Below are 17401 nucleotides of genomic sequence, written 5' to 3'. Positions count from 1 at the left end.
CCGTCTCATGGATCAGTGCCCACTGTGAATCCGACGGGCGGAAACGGCACCGGCGTGGTCACCTATGTCAACGATGGCCTCGGCGCACTTAGCGATACCTTCACCGTGTACGACGACGAAAACGGTGAGATCGTCTTCAACGTTACCGTCTTGCCGGTCACCTCACCGCTGACGGTTTCGCCGGCATCGCTGCCTACGCCGGTGATCGGCCAGTCTTACAGTGAGACCCTGAGCGCCAGCGGCGGCAAGGCACCTTACACTTTTTCGGCCACTGGGTTGCCGCCCGGGCTGACCTTCAATACCAACACCATCTCCGGCACGCCAACCGGCACCGGCTCGTTCGTGATCGCGGTAGTCGTGACCGATTCGACCACGCCGACCGCGCTCGGCGTCAACAAGAATTACTCGGGCAACATCGCCGAACCGGTGTTGACAGCAGCACCGCCGCCTGCGGCAGCGGTGGGTGTGCCCTACAGCTATCAACTGTCGATCAGCGGTGGTACGCCACCTTATTCGAATTACGCGCTGGTGTCAGGTCTGCCCGCCGGCCTCAGCCTCTCCAGCAGCGGCCTGATCACCGGCACGCCCACTGCGGTCGGTACGACCAGCTTTAAATTCACGGTACAAGACAGCACCACCGGCCTCTCTACTTTCTTCGGCACGGTGACCGCATCGCTGACCGTCAACGCGGTGCCGCCGATCACGCTGAGTCCGTCCACGCTCGGCACGCTGACCGTCGGCGTGCCGGTGAACCAGACGATCACGCCCAGCGGCGGCTCAGGCGTATCGCCCTATACCTTCAGCATCAGCGCGGGTACCTTGCCGGCCGGCCTGAGCCTGTCCACCACGACCGGCGTGCTGTCCGGCACGCCGACGGCCGGCGGCAGCTACAGTTTCACGATCGGCGTGCAGGATGGCGGCGCCGGCACCGGCTCGCTCGCCTACAGCGGCACAGTGCAACCGGCGACTGTCGTGCTGACGCCGACCACGCTCGCAGCCGGCACGCAAGGAGCAGCCTATAGCGCAACCATCACCGCGAGTGGCGGCACCCTACCTTACACTTACGCGGTGTCCGCCGGCTCGCTTCCCACAGGCGTGACCGTAAATAACAGCACCGGCGCGCTCAGCGGCACGCCGACTGTCTATGGCAATTTCAACTTCACCGTCACCGCCACGGACAGCAGCGGCGGCACGCATTATTCGGGCAATCGCAGCTACACACTGACGATCAATCCGAGCGTGCCGACCATCACTCCGGCCAGCTTGCCCAATCCGGTCGCCGGCGTGGCCTACAGCCAGACGCTGGCAGCCAGCGGCGGCAACCCGCCCTATACGTTTGCGATCAGCAGTGGCAACCCGCCGCCGGGGATTTCGTTGCTCGGCAACACGCTCTCGGGTACGCCCACCGCCACCGGTGTCGCGACTTTCACGGTCCAGGTCACCGACGCCGCCGGCACGACCGCGACGCGTACCTATTCGCCGAACGTCGCCGCGCCGACGATCACCATCACGCCGGCGACCGTGCCCACGGCGACCCTGCATGTGACGTATTCGCAGCCGCTCGCCGCACAAGGCGGCACAGCACCGTATACCTTCAGCGTGGCCAGCGGCGCTCTGCCGCCCGGCCTGCAGCTGGGCACCGATGGAACCCTGAGCGGATCGCCGAGCGCTGGCGGCACCTTCAATTTCACGGTCGCCGCCACCGACTCCACCCGCAACGGTACCTACCAAGGCACCCGCAGTTACGCGATGACGGTAAGTGCGCCGACCATCACGTTGACACCCGCCAACGTAGCCGCGGCTACGATCGGTACGGCCTACAGTCAGAGCGTCGGTGCAACCGGCGGCACGGCGCCCTATACGTTTGCAGTCACCAGCGGCAATCTGCCGGCTGGATTGCAGCTTAATAGCAGCGGCGCACTGTCCGGTACGCCTACGGCGGGCGGTACGGCCAACTTCACCGTGACCGCGACGGATGCCAACACCAATACCGGCAGCGCCACGTATTCACTGGTGGTGAATACGCCGACGCTGAACTTCACGCCGGCGGCCGGCACGCTCAATGCGCCATATGGCAGCGCTTACTCGCAGAGTTTCGCCGGCAGCGGCGGCACCGCACCGTACACGTTCGTGCTGAGCGGCACGCTGCCGAACGGTCTGAGCTGGAATCCAGCCACGGCGACGTTGTCGGGCACGCCGACCCAGCCGGGCAGTTTCCCCGTCTCGATCACGATGACCGATAGCAGCACCGGTAGCGGTCCGTTCTCCAAGACCAACAACTACACGGTGACAGTCGCCGCGCCCACCATCGTGCTCGCTCCCGCGACGCTTCCGTCCGGTGGTGTCGGTACGGCCTACACACCGACCCAGCTCACGGCCAGTGGCGGCATTGCGCCGTACACCTACTCGATCATCAGCGGCACATTACCCGCTGGCCTGAACCTGAGCGGCAGCGGCACGCTCAGCGGTACGCCGACGGCAGCCGGAAGCTTCAACGTAACCGCGCGCGCCACCGATGCGAATGGCAGTTCCGGCCAGCAAAGCTATACGGTGACCATCGCCGTGCCGACCGTGACGTTGAACCCGGCGACATTGCCAGTGGCGACCGCCGAGGTGGCTTATTCGCAAAGCCTCAGCGCCACTGGCGGCACCGCGCCGTACACGTATTCCATCAGCAGCGGCGCGCTGCCGGCCGGCCTGAGCCTGGATCCCGCAACGGGTGCGTTCGCCGGCACACCAACCGTGGCCGGTACCTTCGTCGTCAGCGTCACCGCCCACGACAGTAGTACAGGCACCGGTGCGCCGTTCTCGGCAAGCCGCAACTACACGCTTACGGTGAATGCGCCGAGCCTCACGCTGACGCCTACGACCTTGCCGCAAGGCAAAGTGGCGGTTGCTTACACACAGGCCACCTTGTCGGCTTCCGGCGGATCAGCCCCATACTCCTATGCAGTCACCTCGGGTTCGATGCCTGCCGGGTTAATACTCAGTCCAGCTGGCGTGGTGTCCGGTACGCCGACGACCGCCGGTTCGTTCAGCGTCACCGTAACGGCCACCGACAAATTCAACTTTGCGGGCGCTCAGGCTTACACCATAGTGATCGGACAGCAGGTGCCGATTGTTTCTAACGGCGCCGCCAGCACCAACGCCAACACCGTCGTGACGATCCCGGTGACGAGCGCAGGTGGGCCGATTACCAGCGCCGCCGTGACACAGCAACCGGCGCACGGCACGGCGACGGTCAACGGGCTGAGCATCGTCTACACACCGGCATCGAACTACTTCGGCGCCGATGCGTTCAAGTACACCGCGACAGGCTCAGGTGGCACGTCCGCGCCGGCGACGGAAACCATCACGGTCGTTGCCGGTGCCGTGCCGGTGGCTACTGCGCAGTCCGCCACGGTGCTCGCTGGCAAGTCGGTCACGTTGCACGCCACCACAGGGGCCGCGAATGGACCCTTCACTGCCGCAGCGATCACCACACAACCGCCCTCCGGCACGGTGGTCGTCCAAGGCACCGATCTGGTCTACATCGCAGCGGCCGATGCATCTGGCACGGTCGGTTTCGACTACACGCTGTCTAACCCTTTCGGTGCCTCCAAGCCGGCGCATGTCACCGTGACGATCAATGCGGTGCCGGTCGCACCCACGCTCGGGGCCACGACGACCGCCGGCTCGACGGTGCAGATTGATCTCACCGCCAGCGCGCACGGCGGTCCGTTTACGGCGGCGACGCTGGTATCGATTTCGCCGGCTAACGCCGGTTCGGCAACGATCAAAGCCAGTGGCACGGGCTACATGCTCTCGTACACGGCCGCACCGACGTTCGGTGGTGCCGCGGTGCTGCGTTATACGCTCGCCAACGCGTATGCCACTTCTGCGCCGGGTACGGTGACCGTCAACGTGACCTTGCGCAGTGATCCATCGAAGAACGCTGAAGTGCTCGGCGTGCTCGATGCCCAGGCGGATGCCACACGTCGCATGGCGATCGGGCAGATCAGCAACTTCCAGCGTCGTCTGGAAGCACTGCACAGCGGCAGTGGTGGTGGTGGCTTCAGCAACGGCATCACCGCGAGCTCGGCGGACAGCATGCGCCGCCCCGACGCGATGAGCGATCTGAACAACGATACCCAGAACGGAACGACCCGTTTCCTGGTCTCGCCGGACGCGCCGACGTCGACCAGTCCGCTGATGGGACCGAGCGGCGGCGGCACCACGCTGGGTGGTTTCTCGATCTGGACCGGCGGTGCCGTGAACTTCGGTAAGACCCAGCCGGGCACCAGCGACAACGGCGTCGACTTCACGACGCAGGGTTTGAGCGTGGGTGCGGATAAACAGGTGACCGAACGACTGGCGGTCGGCGTAGGCGCCGGCTATGGCCACGACGATTCGGACGTCGGTCAGCACGACAGCCGAAGTACCGTCAACAGCTACAACGGGGCGATCTACGCCAGCTTCCGTCCGACGGAGGCGCTATACACCGATGCATTGCTCGGCTATCAGTGGCTGTCGTTCGATGCGCGTCGCTATGTCACCGATGACAGCAACACCGTGTTCGGCAATCGCGATGGCAAGCAATGGTTCGGATCGTTTTCGGTCGGTTACGAACACCATACCGACGACGGCCTGCTGTTCACGCCTTATGGGCGGCTGGACCTGGCCCACGCGAATCTCGACGCCTACACCGAGCACGGCGACGCGACCTATTCGCTCGCGTATCAGCGGCAGACGGTCAAGACCAGCACAGGTACTCTTGGTGTGCTGGCGCAGTGGTCGGTCAAGAGCGACTACGGTGTATGGGCTCCACAGCTGCGCGCGGAGTTCGGTCATGACATGCAGGGATCGAGTGAAGCCACGATGCGCTATGCCGATCTGCTGAGCGGACCGCTATATCAGGCGACCTTGCTCAATCAGTCACGCAACCACACGTTGCTTGGTGCCGGCATAGGCCTGCAGACCGTTCAAGGCTGGACGTTCCGTGCCGAGTATGAGAACTACCTGGACAACACGAGCAAGGACAACCAGTCGATCCTGCTAGGAGTGGAGAAGAAGTTCGATCCGTAGGGAACGGACGCGAGTCAAGCTACTACTGCAAACGCGGCGTGACTCGCCCCGCTGCTACGATCTTCCAAGGGTACACGACAGGAACGTGTCTCTTGCTCCCATGTCGCGCCCACAATGAGCTGCTGCAGGTTTGGCTACAGGTAGAAAAACGTACCGGGGCCAGTTTTGTTCTTGGCCCATGTGGTGGACAAAACAATCTTCACCTGCGCCTACGAAGACGGACGTCTGGACATTCCAGAGCACATGCTCTTCGAGTTCGAGCCATTACTTGAAACCTACTAGTGTCCGCTCTGAGTGGAAGCGGACATTTGAGGGGGCTACTCTCTACCGTAGGCCGGTTCAAGATTTAGGAGGCGGTCAGTTTGATCCTCATACCCTCTGCTCCACCATCTTTCAATTCCCTTCGTTTATCCACTAATTCCTGCAAATTTCCAAGCGTCTCTCTGCGCTCGGCACGGAGAGACTTGGTGCTCTATTTGTGGATTGAGTTTCTACGAAGGTTGTCGAACAAAGTACTGAGTACTAAGGACTGCAGCCCACGAGCAGCGGTGCACACTCCGCCCGGGTACCACCATCTTTAATACAACTTTGATATAACAAGACACACACGCTGGGTGGAGGCAGTATTTGAGCTCGAGCTTGAGCTCCGCCGCTATATCCACTCACGCCCAATGCAGCGAGACCGACGATCACTGATAACACGGCAGACGATGAAACGATTTTCATAACGTTCTTCCCGTAAGTTAATGAGTACATCGCATAGCTCGCCGTTGCAGCGAGCTCCCCAAACTATACGCCTTCGATCCGAACGGCGCGCTCCTTGGCAACACCGGCATCTGACTCGCGATTGCATTCTTTACCCAGTGAACCCGAGAGCGTTTTCGCGCGACGTGGTAGACGCCCTGCTCTTCGCTTACGCCGGCGTGCGAACCGCGCGTCGGGTTGAGCTGCTGCGATTCCACCTGGCGGATGATTTCGCGTACGGCGCGCGCGTCGTTGAAGATGGCATGCCCCAGTAGCGACAGCGTGTGGTCGGCCAGCTCGGCTTCATGGCTGGCGTTCACTACATCGCCATGAGCGGTAATCATGTCGATCAGCTGGTTGAGCATATCGACCTGATCGAGGGTCATGCCGAAGGTGTAGCACGCACTCGCGTCGTTGGGCATCACCTCTGCGGCGTCACGCGTCGCAGCGACGTCGGCCGCAGGCGCTGACTCGCTTTCGCGCCAGTAGGCCGGAAACGAAAGGTCGTTCAGCACGAGACCCACCTGCTCCGCCAGCAATTCGAGGCAGATCGCCACCTGCCCCACATGGATCTCTGGGATCCATTCCTGCTGCACGTCCGGCGTGCGCGGTTGCGCGATATGCGAGAGGAACTCGGCGTACTCGCGCAGCTTCTTCAGCCGGAGCTGGCTGTCCTCCGGCAGAAAATAGCCCACCGTTTCCCGATCATCCGAATCGAACGTTGACATGGCCGCCTCCTCATTCCGTAGAAGTGCCCGTCCACAGCGTTACGCCGGACGGGAAGTCGGGAGGTTAGAAACCGCTAACAGACGGCGGGCGTATTCCCCTTGCGGGTGTTGTATTAGCCGCCCTCCCGACGCAGGCATCGCGTCGGTTGTACCCATAAGACACATAGGCACAAAAAACCCACCGATTTGTCGGAGGTGGGTACCGCTGTTAGAGGAGTTTCTACGCTCCTTGACATCGAGTCTGCTATCGCTGGTCGACGGTGTCAACCGCTGTGCGCTAACGACATACTCGTCGATTCCAAAAGGTCCGAAGTCTTATTCCCGCCCGCGATATCAGCGGCATCGTGCTGGATGGACCGTGCCGCAGAGATGATTCTTCAGCAACAAGTTCCTCAACGAATCGAATGTCATTCGCCCGCCCTGGCATGCGATGGCTATCCCAACGATCGGGATCATCAGCAGTTCCTGATCGCACCTGGTGGATCGATCCGGCGTGGACGTCGGACGCATCCCAGAACATGCCATGAGGCATTGGGTACGCGTAGTAACCGCTCGCACAGTTGGCGTGGCGACCATCCATCCACGCCCTCACCATCCTCGAGGAAAAGTTGAGGCCGCGCATCGCGTGCCGCCGCAGCTGCTCGGCCTGGCGTCAACGGGTACGACCGGTTTCGGCTCAGTGATTCCGGTCGCTCAAGTGTTCGCGGTCAACAAGCTGCAACCGCTGCGGACACGCTTCCAGCAGCTCAATGAGTGAATGGCTGGCGCCGGGAATTGTGAGGATGCCTCAGACTCTGAGCCCTTTGTCTAGCCCCCTTTGTCTAGCTTGTTATCCTCAAAGGGATAACTTTAAATCCTCTTCGAGCATCCCCGAAGTGAGATTTTCTATGGCCATGTTCTCTGTTCGTGCAGCTCTCGTATCTGCAAGATCGGCGGCCCTATTGATTCTTATAGGATGGCTGGCCTTTTCACCCGCGATCGCACTGGTTGTGACAGCCGGACCGACGACGGTTGCTCGGCCGGTGAAGATTGAAGCCGTCGATCAGTACTTGACTTGGCGGGGCGGCGTTGTATTTAAGAAAATGAGTTCTGCGCATATATCCGGCAGCATCGTCGATGGAGGCCTTCCTGGAACGAAGGAAGTCTGGACGACTCGTCGAGGTTTGTACTGGGAGCGCGAGGACCTCGACTCAATTCAGACCGCTGTTGCTGTCGCTGAAAGTGGCGGGTGGAAGACGAACCTGAGCGGTCAGGCGATCACGCTGTCGAACAGTGAATTGACCACGATGCGGCGTGAATCGGCGCTGCTGTTTGCTGGAATTTTCGTTGGCGAAATGCACGCGGGCGTCAGCGCAAGGCCCGACGAGTTTTACGACAAGACGCTATGGCATATCTTTCGAGTTTCGTTTGGTGACGAAGATACGTTTGACTTCTTCATTCAGCCGTCCTCGGGTCAACTCGGTGCGATCCGCATGACCGAGGATGGACGTTCCCGTATTGTTGTCTATTCCGATTGGAAGATGATCCAGGGCGTGCAGCAGCCATTTGCGCAGAAAGTCAAATCGGGAAACGAGGCCAGTCAGACGGATTTGCATGCCAGCCATGTCGTTCTGAATGCCGCATTTCCAATCGAACTTCTGAATCGGCCCAAGGACCTCGCCACAAAGACATTTTCATCTCCGTCCAATTCGAGTGGATGGATCGACTTCAAATTCGTCGATTCCAAACGCATCTTCATACCCGCACGGGTTAATGGACGAGAGGCGATGCTTCTGCTGGATAGCGGAGCAGAAACGACAGTTGTTGGGCATGAGGTTGCAGATGCCGCTGGCATCCGTTGCTCTGGCGAGATTGGAATGGAGGGCGCTGGCGGATCGGACAATGCCGCTCTTTGCAAAGGCATCTCAATCCAACTCGGCAATGCAAGGATAAACGGGATTGTAGCGACAAAGTTAGACCTCGATGCCATCGGTCGGACCGTAGGCGTTCCGATCGCAGCGATTCTTGGACAAGAAGCCTTCAACGCCTTCGTTGTAGACATTGACTTTGAGAAGCGAAGAATTGCCTTTCTCGCCCCAGACTCGTTCAAAGTGCCGATAGGCGCTCAACGCGTGGTTCTGAAACCGATCGCGGGCAATCGCGTACTCGACATTTCTGTGGAAGGAAAATCACCGATTCCTGTTTTCTTTGATCTCGGCAACGGATCTCCGCTTGATCTCTTCCCTTCGTATTGGAAGCCACAACATCTTCTGAGCAACCGGCCTCATACAGATTCGGAAACCGGCGGAGCTGGAGGCAAGAAACCAGTCGTTGTCGCTACGCTACGGACGGTATCCCTCGCGAATTTCACTTTCCATGACGTACCCACGAACTTTACCGCGGAAGCCGCAACTACAGAGAATTCGCTTCGGGTTAAAGGCAATTTGGGTATACCGATTTTCAGCCGCTTTCATCTAATGACCAACTATGCCGCAGATGAACTGTATCTGTTTCCGAACTCAAAGGACTTTTCAAATCCATTTAAAAGCCCTAAACATTGAGTAAGCCGCCGCTTCGTTACAACCCATTTGAGACGGATCGTGAGCTAAGCCAAACACTTGGCCCGGCGAATGGAGGGTAGCCTGAGTTTCACTTTCAAATGTCCCCGATCCATTCTGCTATCTTCCGATGCGGCGCACTTACATATGCACAGGAACGCTGGCATTGAGCCCGATGTAGTGGTCCGCGCTGGATGCTTCTTATTTAGACATCTATCTTCTATCGGAAAACGTCTATGTTCGGAATAAGGATTGTTCGCGCCGTCACCCTACTCGCGGCTTCTCTGGCACTTCTATCGCTTTTTGACATAGCCCACGCGCAAACCGTTGTCATTGGCGTGAATGCAGTCAATCCTCTGCGCTCTAGTGTTGCCGATCAGAATGCACTTATTGCGCAACTTAAGACTGCCCACGTGCGGATTATTCGCTGTGGCATCAGTAGCGATGCGAAAGGTATCGATTTCGCAAAGCGTCTGTATGCGCAGGGGATCAAGATCCAGCTGATCGTTAGCCCCGAATACTCACCGAATGCACCGGTGCGGCCCTACAAACCCGACGAATTCCCGCAGATGTGGGGCGGCCACCCGCTGTCTTCTGCCGATCCGACGCTTTCAAAGGCCGCTTTCCAGACCTTGTTCAACAGTCTGGATGCCAACGGCATTGGGTTGGCCGGCGTGGAGTTGGGCAATGAGATAAATTGGGCCGCTTTTAATCCGGAATTTCCGCTACCTGGCGAAGGAAAAACGTTTACGCTTTCCGATCTTTCGAATGATCCGGAAGGCAAGCAAATCGCCAAAGGGTTTGTGCAGTACCTGAAAGTAGTAACCGTACTGAAAGATGTTCGCGATCATTCAAAGTTGAATCGACATACACCGATCATTTCCGCGGGCATGGTTGACGCCGTGGATGGCGCCAAGCTTTACAACAACAAAAAGGAAGACATGGTGGGTCTATCGGCCACCCTCACCTTTCTTCGACAGCACGGCCTCGATTCGCTTGTCGATGCGTATGGCGTGCATACGTATCCTTCGCCTGGCCAACCTGGAAATTCGTCAGCGGCGGCGCAGCGCACCGCTCATTTCATGAATGTAGCAATGGCCGAATGTCGTCCGCGAGGCGCCGGTGGCGGCAAGCCATGCTGGATCACGGAATGGGGATTTCCCAATTCAAGTGCAACGTGCCCGATCCATGATGAGAGCCGCACCCTGCTCGTCAAGGAAATGCGCGCAAACTTTGCAACGGTCGTCGCACAAAAGCGTTTGGCTGGATTCACCTACTTTTCCTGGGATTCCGACCCGTGGTCCAAATCCGTTGCGGCGGACAGCGTTTTTCGTTGTGGCGAGTTAACCGAAGCGGGCAAGTTGGCTGTCGCTCCGATGTGAATCGGTAACGAGCAGATTGAACATGCGGCGTGTTTTCAATCGGAATTTCTTTGACAACAGCGTTGTTGTCGGTCGGTTAGCGCCAGCAATTTTCTCAGCATTGCGTCGCGGGATTGCTGATGTTCGCTGTGGGTCCAGGCTGTGTGAAACAGATTTGCGCCGACACCGGCAGTGAAATTACCACATCGAGACCCGCCGTCAGTACCCATCCGGTTGTTAGCCGGACTGGACACAGATAAGCTGCGATGGAATCAGCGCATTGAGTGGGGCATCCAAGCGCATCAAGGATGTATAGCGCAGTTACACGTCAGCACAGGGACAGACGAAATGGTTGACACACTAAAGCAGACAGACGGTGCCCTGTTCGGCATCGTAGTGCTCGTCGGTATCCTCGCTCTGCCAGTTGTTTTCATTCTTGGCAGTACATGGGCCTCAGATCATCTCCTCTCTCCTCTCATCGCTATTGGTTGGCTAGCCGTGGCGCTGGATATCTTGATACTTATGCCGCTTTCCATTTTCAAACGGCTTCGCGGCTTCACGGGCTCTGTAATTTTTATATCTTCCTACGTGTTTGGCTTGGTCACGTGGTTGCTAGGGTTCGTCCTGACCTATTCTCTCTGGGGCTTAGGCGCAGTCATCATCGGCCTCCTATTTTTTGGCGGCGGTGTCATCCCAATGGCACTACTAGCAACAATGTTGAAGGGTCTTTGGGATCCGTTCTCCACGCTACTCGTGCTGGTGATTATTACTTTTGCATCACGAGCCATAGGTTTTTCAATTGCCTCCTCAGACAGCGAGTAGTGGCGTCTAACTACTCGTCCAAGCGGATCATGCGTATTGTGCGATGCCGTTGCCAAACGACCAGTTTTCCTTGGCCGTCTCTAGCAGATTGATAAACACGTCCTCGGGGCGAAGTCCCGGAGCGATGGCGAGTTTCTCTGCTACGCATCGAAAGAATGCTTGTTTCTGCGTTACCGAGCGAGAGTCGCGGCAAGCAATCTGAATGACGACCAGATCATCGCTTCGTACGATATCCATATAACGAGGATCGCAGTCGAATTCATCGGCATCATGCTGGCTAACCAAGATGAAACGATCGTTTTCTGGCACATCGAAACTTTCACGCATGGCGGTGTAGATGCTGTCACGTACAGCAGCAATGTAGGCCGAGGGTTTGCCGCGGCGCATGGCGATGCGAACGAGGGGCATGAGCAATCTCCTGATGGTTAGTGCTTTGCTGAAGGCTGGGAAAGATGACCGACCATGTAAACATCAACACCATCTTCCACCGATGGATGGATGTTGCTTTGCCACAGTCGAAAGCGCAGCAACGTCCAGGTAGTGGGGTCATAGGCACGAATCGTTGCGATGGCGCCACGCTCAAGATCCATCTGCGCACCGATGCTTTCCGAATCGCGCAGCTCGCCCAGCGAGGCATGCGCGGCGATGGGCAGTATTTCACGCGTCGCATGGGTTGCGATGGACAGATCGGGAGCCGTTTCCGCACACCACACCGACCAGGTATGCACGATGGGACGACCAAACGATTCGACGACACCGGCGAACCCCGTGCCACCAAGAAACGTATTCATGCCTTGCGTGTCGTGCCACAGATAAAACGGTGCATACAGGTTTTCCCGATTGCCCGCGCTGCGATCAGCGTAGAGGTAAGCCTTGAACGACAACTGCGGAAAATCGTCCGTGAGATGCCCCCGCTCCGCAATGCGCCGCCGAATGATCTCCATGTCGTAGTCGGCAGGCAGAACTATGCGGTACTGCATCGTGATCATGGCGTCTTCGCTTCATTCATCACGGTGCGCAGTGCCGATACTGCCGATGCCGCATTTGGCCATCCCGCATAGAAGGCAAGATGGGTGATCAACTCGGCCAGCGTGTCGCGACTGATGCCGTTGTCCTGCGCACGCCGCAAATGAAACGGGAGTTGTTCGACCCGGTTGAGGGCGATCAGCGCCGACACCGTGGCGAGGCTGCGCTCACGTGGCGTCAAGCCGGGGCGCAGCCAGATGTCGCCGAACAGCGTCTGGTCGGTGAGTTCGGCCAGCTTGGGAGCCAGGTCGCCCAGGGATTGTTGGCCATAGTGAGGATCGAGGGACATGGGTGGCTCCGAGTGGTTTGACGGAACCTACCTTAGCGATCCAACATGATGCTGAAAATCGGGAATTAATGAATTCATAATCCCGTAAAGCAGGATGGTTATATGCAACGCATCACCTTTGATCTGGACGTCATGCGCAGCTTCGTTGCCGGCATCGAACTGGGCAGCTTTGCCAAGGCTGCGGAGCGGCTGGCCCGATCGACCTCTGCCGTGAGCGCGCAACTGAAAAAGCTGGAAGATCAGGCCGGTACGCCGCTGTTACGCAAAGCAGGTCGTGGCATGGCGCTGACCGAAGCAGGCGAAACCATGCTGGCTTATGCACGACGTCTGCTAGAGCTCAACGATGAAGCGGTCAGCGCTATGCGTGGTACTCAACTCGATGGTGCCGTGCGCCTCGGCATGCAGGAGGATTTCGGCGAGAACGTGCTGCCGGAAATATTGGGTCACTTCAGGCGCGCGCATCCGAAATTGCGGGTGGAAGTGCACATAGCGCGCAATGCGGTATTGCTGCAGTCGCTGGGCGCGGACCAGCTCGACTTGGCTTTGGCTTGGGAAACCGAGCCTGGCACGGCGCATGCCGAGCACATATGCACGTTGCCGATGCGATGGATCATCGGTGATAGCGAACAAATTGCCACGCTGCGCGAAAGTGACGAGCCGCTGCCGCTGGTGGTGCTCGATGCACCTTGTCTGATGCGAACGGCGGCGATTGATGCGCTGGATCGCGCGGGTATTTCCTGGCGTATCGCTTTCACCAGCGCGAGCCTGGCGGGAACCTGGGCTGCGGTGAAAGCTGGCCTGGGCATCAGCGTGCGCACACCACTAGGTTTGCCGTCGGAGCTGCGTGCGCTAGATGCGCATAACGCACATCTTCCCTCATTGCCAACCCTTGGCCTTGCGCTGTATCGCAGCGAAGCGGAACCGTCACCTGCCGTGACTCGCCTGGCCGAACTGATCCTGCAGCGCCTGCACAACTCGGTCCTTGCGTGAGTTGTCGATACGCAATCAATAGAAGCGCATGTCACCTCATCTTTTTTGTACTGCAGTGAACGGCCTTCTCATTAGTGCCACCGCCTGGAAGGCCAAATAGAGCGCTCAGAGATGCGCCGGAAGATAGTAAAAATGGCACCCGGCATGGCTAGTAGAGCAAGCGGCCATAGCTACGGCGCTTTTCGATCGTAGTAGGTTGAGTCACTCACAACTAGGTGATCCTTGATCGTGTAAACCGACATGATTCGAACGCTGATGGGTTTGTTTCCTGCATCTTTCAGATGACCGGACAGGACAAACTGAACGTAGACATGGTTCGCCGCACTTTCGATGGTGACGATGCTGTCTTTCGCGTCGGGTATGGCGTCGAAAATCCAACGGTATGTATCGGCGATCTTCGAGTTGCCAAGGAGCTCAGGATAGTCTGGGCTACGCAGGATTGCATCGCTGGCGTAGAGATTTTCGATAGCGGCAGCGTCGTGTCGATTGAATGCCGAAAATTTCAACTCAACCGTCCTTATCGGCTCAAGCTCTGATGTGCCGGAGCCTGACGTAACCGGACTTTCGACGGCTAGTGACGCGGGCCTCGTTACGCTACATACAAAGCAAGCAAAGCAAGAGAGAAGAATCATCGTGACTATTTTCATAAGCATGAGCTCTCGGTTCGTGTGGTAGTAGGATGAGCGCCAGGGAGGTTGCACATCGCTGAACAACCTCATCCTTGCGCCCCCTCCCCGGAAATCTGCCCTCTTATTGCATCGCGAGTCACGCGAAGATGATTGGAAAAAGCCGACATCCGAATACGCAGCAGGTCGCCCCAGACAGCCCGCTTGATCGGAGTGCATTTGGACAGGGCTGTGGTGTATTGCACCATTCGCCTTCGCCAGGGACTTATCAGCACAGGCGCCATGCGCCACCGAGTGAACTGACCGAGTGGGTCGAGCATTTCTGGTTGGAAACCTGGGATCTTCGGGGGTGCTCGCCACAGACGCGGATCGTGCTTCCGCATCCGAGCGTACATCTCGTATTCGCACCCGGCCGCTCGAAGATTTACGGTGTGCAGTTGCGTCGCTTTACCCGTGAATTGAAAGATAAGGACAGCATTCTTGGCATCAAATTTCGCCCGGGCGCGTTCTATCCATTCTTCGGAAAACCCATCAGCACGATCGCCAATTCGTCTGTGACCGCAGAACACGTTTTCCCCGATGCTGTATCCGCTGAGCAGCGTGTACTGATGTGCGGCGATGATCACGCCATGGTGGAGGCTGCTGCAAAATTCTTGATCACCCACTTGCCCGCGCGCGACCCTAACGTGGGAATCGCGCGTCGCATCGTTGATGCCATAGCGAACGACTGTGCAGTGACACGCGTGGAGCATCTCACCACCCGTTTTGGCCTGCCAGAACGCAAACTTCAGCGACTATTCCATCGATATATAGGCGCGAGCCCACGCTGGGTCATCAAGCGCTATCGTGTGTATGACGTACTCACTCAGCTCACCGCAGGCGAGCCTGTAGCGGGCGCGACACTCGCACAGAACATGGGCTACTTCGATCAGGCGCATTTGTATAACGACTTCCGGAAAATGATCGGTTGCTCCCCTGGCCAATATCTGGAATCAAAGTAGTGTATGTCTGCGTCGTGCATGTCTGCCCTGGGTCAAAAACGGGGACTAGAGATAGCTTATTGCGCTACCCTCGATAACGCACCCTAATCGCCTGCCCTGCGCCACCTGGCTAACTGCGACTACTTCCTCATCAGTACCAACGATAAGGCGAAGTTATAGCACGCGCCGTGCGCTCATATTCAATTGCCCGTATAAATGGCCAAATGAATTTGCTAGATTGAATGGGACGCTTTGCAAGGCGGTTGCATGAAGGTAAGGCGTCCGTGGGGAGCTCGTTGGGGCGCGGGGTAAAAGCCGCGATGAATTTTACAGAAGCTGGTTCAACTGACTTTGGGAGTATTTCCAATATGACGAATTTTGCAAACGGTATGTCGCGCACTTTTACACGTGGACGTCTAGCAGTGGCGTTGGCATTGGCGATCGGTATGCAAGGCCTGATGGTCGCCCCTGCTGCGCACGGCGCTGATGCCGCGGCGTGGGCGGCAACCCGCACGCAAGTGCCTGATACCGCCGATGCCGCCTTTAACGGCTATGCGGCGGATCAGGAGCTGGTGTCCATTACCGTAGCGTTGAAACTGCGTAACAAGGATGTGCTGGATAGCTATACCCAAGAGCTGTTCCATCCCGGTCCGTCCTACCACCAGTTCCTGACCAGCCAGGAGAGCGCGGCGAATTTCGCGCCGACCCAGCAGCAGGCCCAAGCCGTAGCGGATTACCTCACCCAGCAGGGCTTCACCCATGTACAGATTGCACCGAACCGTTTGTTGGTGACGGCTGACGGCACGGTGGGTGCGGCGCGCAGCGCATTCCACACCGAAGTCGGGCACTTTACCCGGAACGGGCATAGCGGCATTGCCAACACATCCGATGTCCAGGTGCCGGCGACTCTGAGTGGGCAAGTCGATCAAGTACTTGGCCTGCAAACGCTGCATCAGGCGCACACATTCTCGTTGCCGGCATCGCAGCTGCGTCCTGCCTATACCGTTGTTTCGGTGACCGGCAATTCGTCGGCGCACGCGTATTATCCGCAGGAGTTCGCCACGGTTTACGACGCGGGCAGCACAGCGGTAGCTACCAAGACAACGGTGGCGATCATCGGCTGGGGCAGCATGACCAATGCAGTGAACGACCTGACCCAGTTCGAAAGCGGTCAGAAGGTCACTGCCGTGCCGACTTCGATCGTCTCGACCACGACCAAGAGCAGCAGCGACGATAGCGGTCAGGGCGAATGGGGCATGGACGCGCAGGCCATCGTCGGCGTCAGCGGCGGCGTGCAGAAGCTGATCTTCTACACCGATGGTGGCACCTACAGCAGCACCAACGGTTCCAGTGGCGCCAGCAACAGCGGCCTGCTGCAGGTGATCAACAAAGCAGTGAGCGACAACACCGCCAAGGTGATCAACATGTCTTGGGGAGAACCCGAGTGCGACGGTGCGCCAGGCTTCGCGGACTCGGCATTCCAGCTTGGTGTAACGCAGGGACAGACCTTCTCAGCCGCGACCGGCGATAACGGCTCCTATCCTTGCCCGCTGAACGGTTCGGCTCCTGAAAACGGTGCTTACGGCAGCAAGACCACGCTCTCGGTGAACTACCCGGCGAGCTCGCCCTATGTAGTAGCGGCCGGCGGCACGACCCTGAGCACCAGCACGTCCGACGTCTACACCTCGGAGGCCTCCTGGCCCTACAGCGGTGGCGGCATCAGCGGTTCCGAAGCCACGCCGAGCTGGCAGTCGAGCAGCTATCCGCATCGTGAAGTGCCGGATGTGGCTTTCGACGCGGACTGGACGAATTCGCCGATCATCGTCTACTTCACCAAGAGCTCGACCTCCGGTATCTCGCAGTCGGGGTATTACACAAACGGTGGCACCAGCCTGGCCTCGCCGTTGTTCGTCGGTTCCTGGGCTCGCCTGGAGACCGCGAATAACAACGGTCTGGGTTTCGCCGCGCCGGCGCTCTATGCCTATGCAAGCAGCTTCCCGTTCCACGATGTCACCACTGGCAATAATGGCTATTACTCGGCCACCACCGGACGAGATAACGCCACCGGCTGGGGTAGTTTCGATATCCAGGCGGCAAGCACTTTCATTGGCGCAACCCCTGGCTTTATCACGGCCACCAATCCCTAAGTAATGCAGTAGTCGACGCCCAGGAGTCCGCTCGCTGCGGGCTCCTGGTTTTTTGCGCAGAAATTAGCAGGCGGTCAGTGACGGCCG

At 58.4% G+C, this 17401-nt stretch carries 13 protein-coding genes; 8 read left to right on the top strand and 5 right to left on the bottom strand.

What is annotated here, in order from left to right:
• The first annotated feature begins 24 nt into the window (after positions 1-24).
• Positions 25-5064 carry a putative Ig domain-containing protein gene (locus tag HDE79_RS18965; RefSeq protein ID WP_184604368.1) on the top strand — a complete coding sequence of 1680 codons (5040 nt, stop codon included), beginning with the start codon at positions 25-27 and terminating at the stop codon, positions 5062-5064.
• A gap of 743 nt (positions 5065-5807) precedes the next feature.
• Here the strand turns inward: HDE79_RS18965 and HDE79_RS18960 are convergent.
• Complete coding sequence (locus HDE79_RS18960; RefSeq protein WP_184604366.1) at positions 5808-6536, bottom strand: hypothetical protein; 729 nt, start codon at positions 6534-6536, stop codon at positions 5808-5810.
• 523 nt (positions 6537-7059) lie between these two features.
• Here HDE79_RS18960 and HDE79_RS18955 point away from each other — a divergent pair.
• The 4 genes from HDE79_RS18955 (at position 7060) to HDE79_RS18940 (ending at position 11256) form a co-directional block, all read left to right on the top strand.
• Entirely contained in the window at positions 7060-7293 is a 234-nt protein-coding gene (locus HDE79_RS18955; protein ID WP_184604364.1) for a hypothetical protein, read from the top strand.
• A 130-nt stretch (positions 7294-7423) separates the two neighbouring features.
• Positions 7424-9076, top strand: a complete 1653-nt coding sequence (locus HDE79_RS18950; protein ID WP_184604362.1) for a retropepsin-like aspartic protease — start codon at positions 7424-7426, stop codon at positions 9074-9076.
• Between the two features lie 233 nt (positions 9077-9309).
• Positions 9310-10455 carry a hypothetical protein gene (locus tag HDE79_RS18945; RefSeq protein WP_184604361.1) on the top strand — a complete coding sequence of 382 codons (1146 nt, stop codon included), beginning with the start codon at positions 9310-9312 and terminating at the stop codon, positions 10453-10455.
• 327 nt (positions 10456-10782) lie between these two features.
• Entirely contained in the window at positions 10783-11256 is a 474-nt protein-coding gene (locus tag HDE79_RS18940; RefSeq protein WP_184604360.1) for a hypothetical protein, read from the top strand.
• A gap of 27 nt (positions 11257-11283) precedes the next feature.
• Here the strand turns inward: HDE79_RS18940 and HDE79_RS18935 are convergent, their stop codons facing one another.
• The 3 genes from HDE79_RS18935 to HDE79_RS18925 are packed head-to-tail and all read right to left on the bottom strand — an operon-like array spanning position 11284 to position 12571.
• On the bottom strand, positions 11284-11664 hold the full coding sequence (locus HDE79_RS18935; protein WP_184604359.1) for a tautomerase family protein: 381 nt from the start codon (positions 11662-11664) through the stop codon (positions 11284-11286).
• A 17-nt stretch (positions 11665-11681) separates the two neighbouring features.
• A complete protein-coding gene (locus HDE79_RS18930) occupies positions 11682-12245 on the bottom strand; it encodes a DUF4865 family protein (protein WP_184604358.1) in 564 nt (187 codons plus the stop codon).
• Positions 12242-12571: a carboxymuconolactone decarboxylase family protein gene (locus tag HDE79_RS18925; protein ID WP_184604357.1), complete on the bottom strand. Its 330-nt coding sequence runs from the start codon at positions 12569-12571 to the stop codon at positions 12242-12244. Before HDE79_RS18925 ends, HDE79_RS18930 begins: the two co-directional genes overlap by 4 nt.
• Positions 12572-12673: 102 nt before the next feature.
• On the opposite strand from HDE79_RS18925, the gene HDE79_RS18920 reads away from it, so the two are divergent.
• Positions 12674-13561, top strand: a complete 888-nt coding sequence (locus HDE79_RS18920) for a LysR substrate-binding domain-containing protein (RefSeq protein WP_184604356.1) — start codon at positions 12674-12676, stop codon at positions 13559-13561.
• A 170-nt stretch (positions 13562-13731) separates the two neighbouring features.
• On the opposite strand, the gene HDE79_RS18915 is transcribed toward HDE79_RS18920, so the two are convergent.
• A complete protein-coding gene (locus HDE79_RS18915; RefSeq protein WP_184604355.1) occupies positions 13732-14067 on the bottom strand; it encodes a nuclear transport factor 2 family protein in 336 nt (111 codons plus the stop codon).
• A gap of 269 nt (positions 14068-14336) precedes the next feature.
• On the opposite strand from HDE79_RS18915, the gene HDE79_RS18910 reads away from it, so the two are divergent.
• Entirely contained in the window at positions 14337-15188 is an 852-nt protein-coding gene (locus HDE79_RS18910) for a helix-turn-helix domain-containing protein (protein WP_343206003.1), read from the top strand.
• Between the two features lie 347 nt (positions 15189-15535).
• Positions 15536-17314, top strand: coding sequence for a S53 family peptidase (locus tag HDE79_RS18905; protein WP_184604353.1), 1779 nt, complete (start codon positions 15536-15538; stop codon positions 17312-17314).
• Positions 17315-17401 lie beyond the last annotated feature (87 nt).

The sequence above is a fragment of the Rhodanobacter sp. MP1X3 genome, assembly GCF_014207165.1.
Classification (GTDB): Bacteria; Pseudomonadota; Gammaproteobacteria; order Xanthomonadales; family Rhodanobacteraceae; genus Rhodanobacter.
The sequence above is the reverse complement of the archived record's forward strand: the minus strand, read 5'-3'. Positions and strand labels throughout refer to the sequence as shown.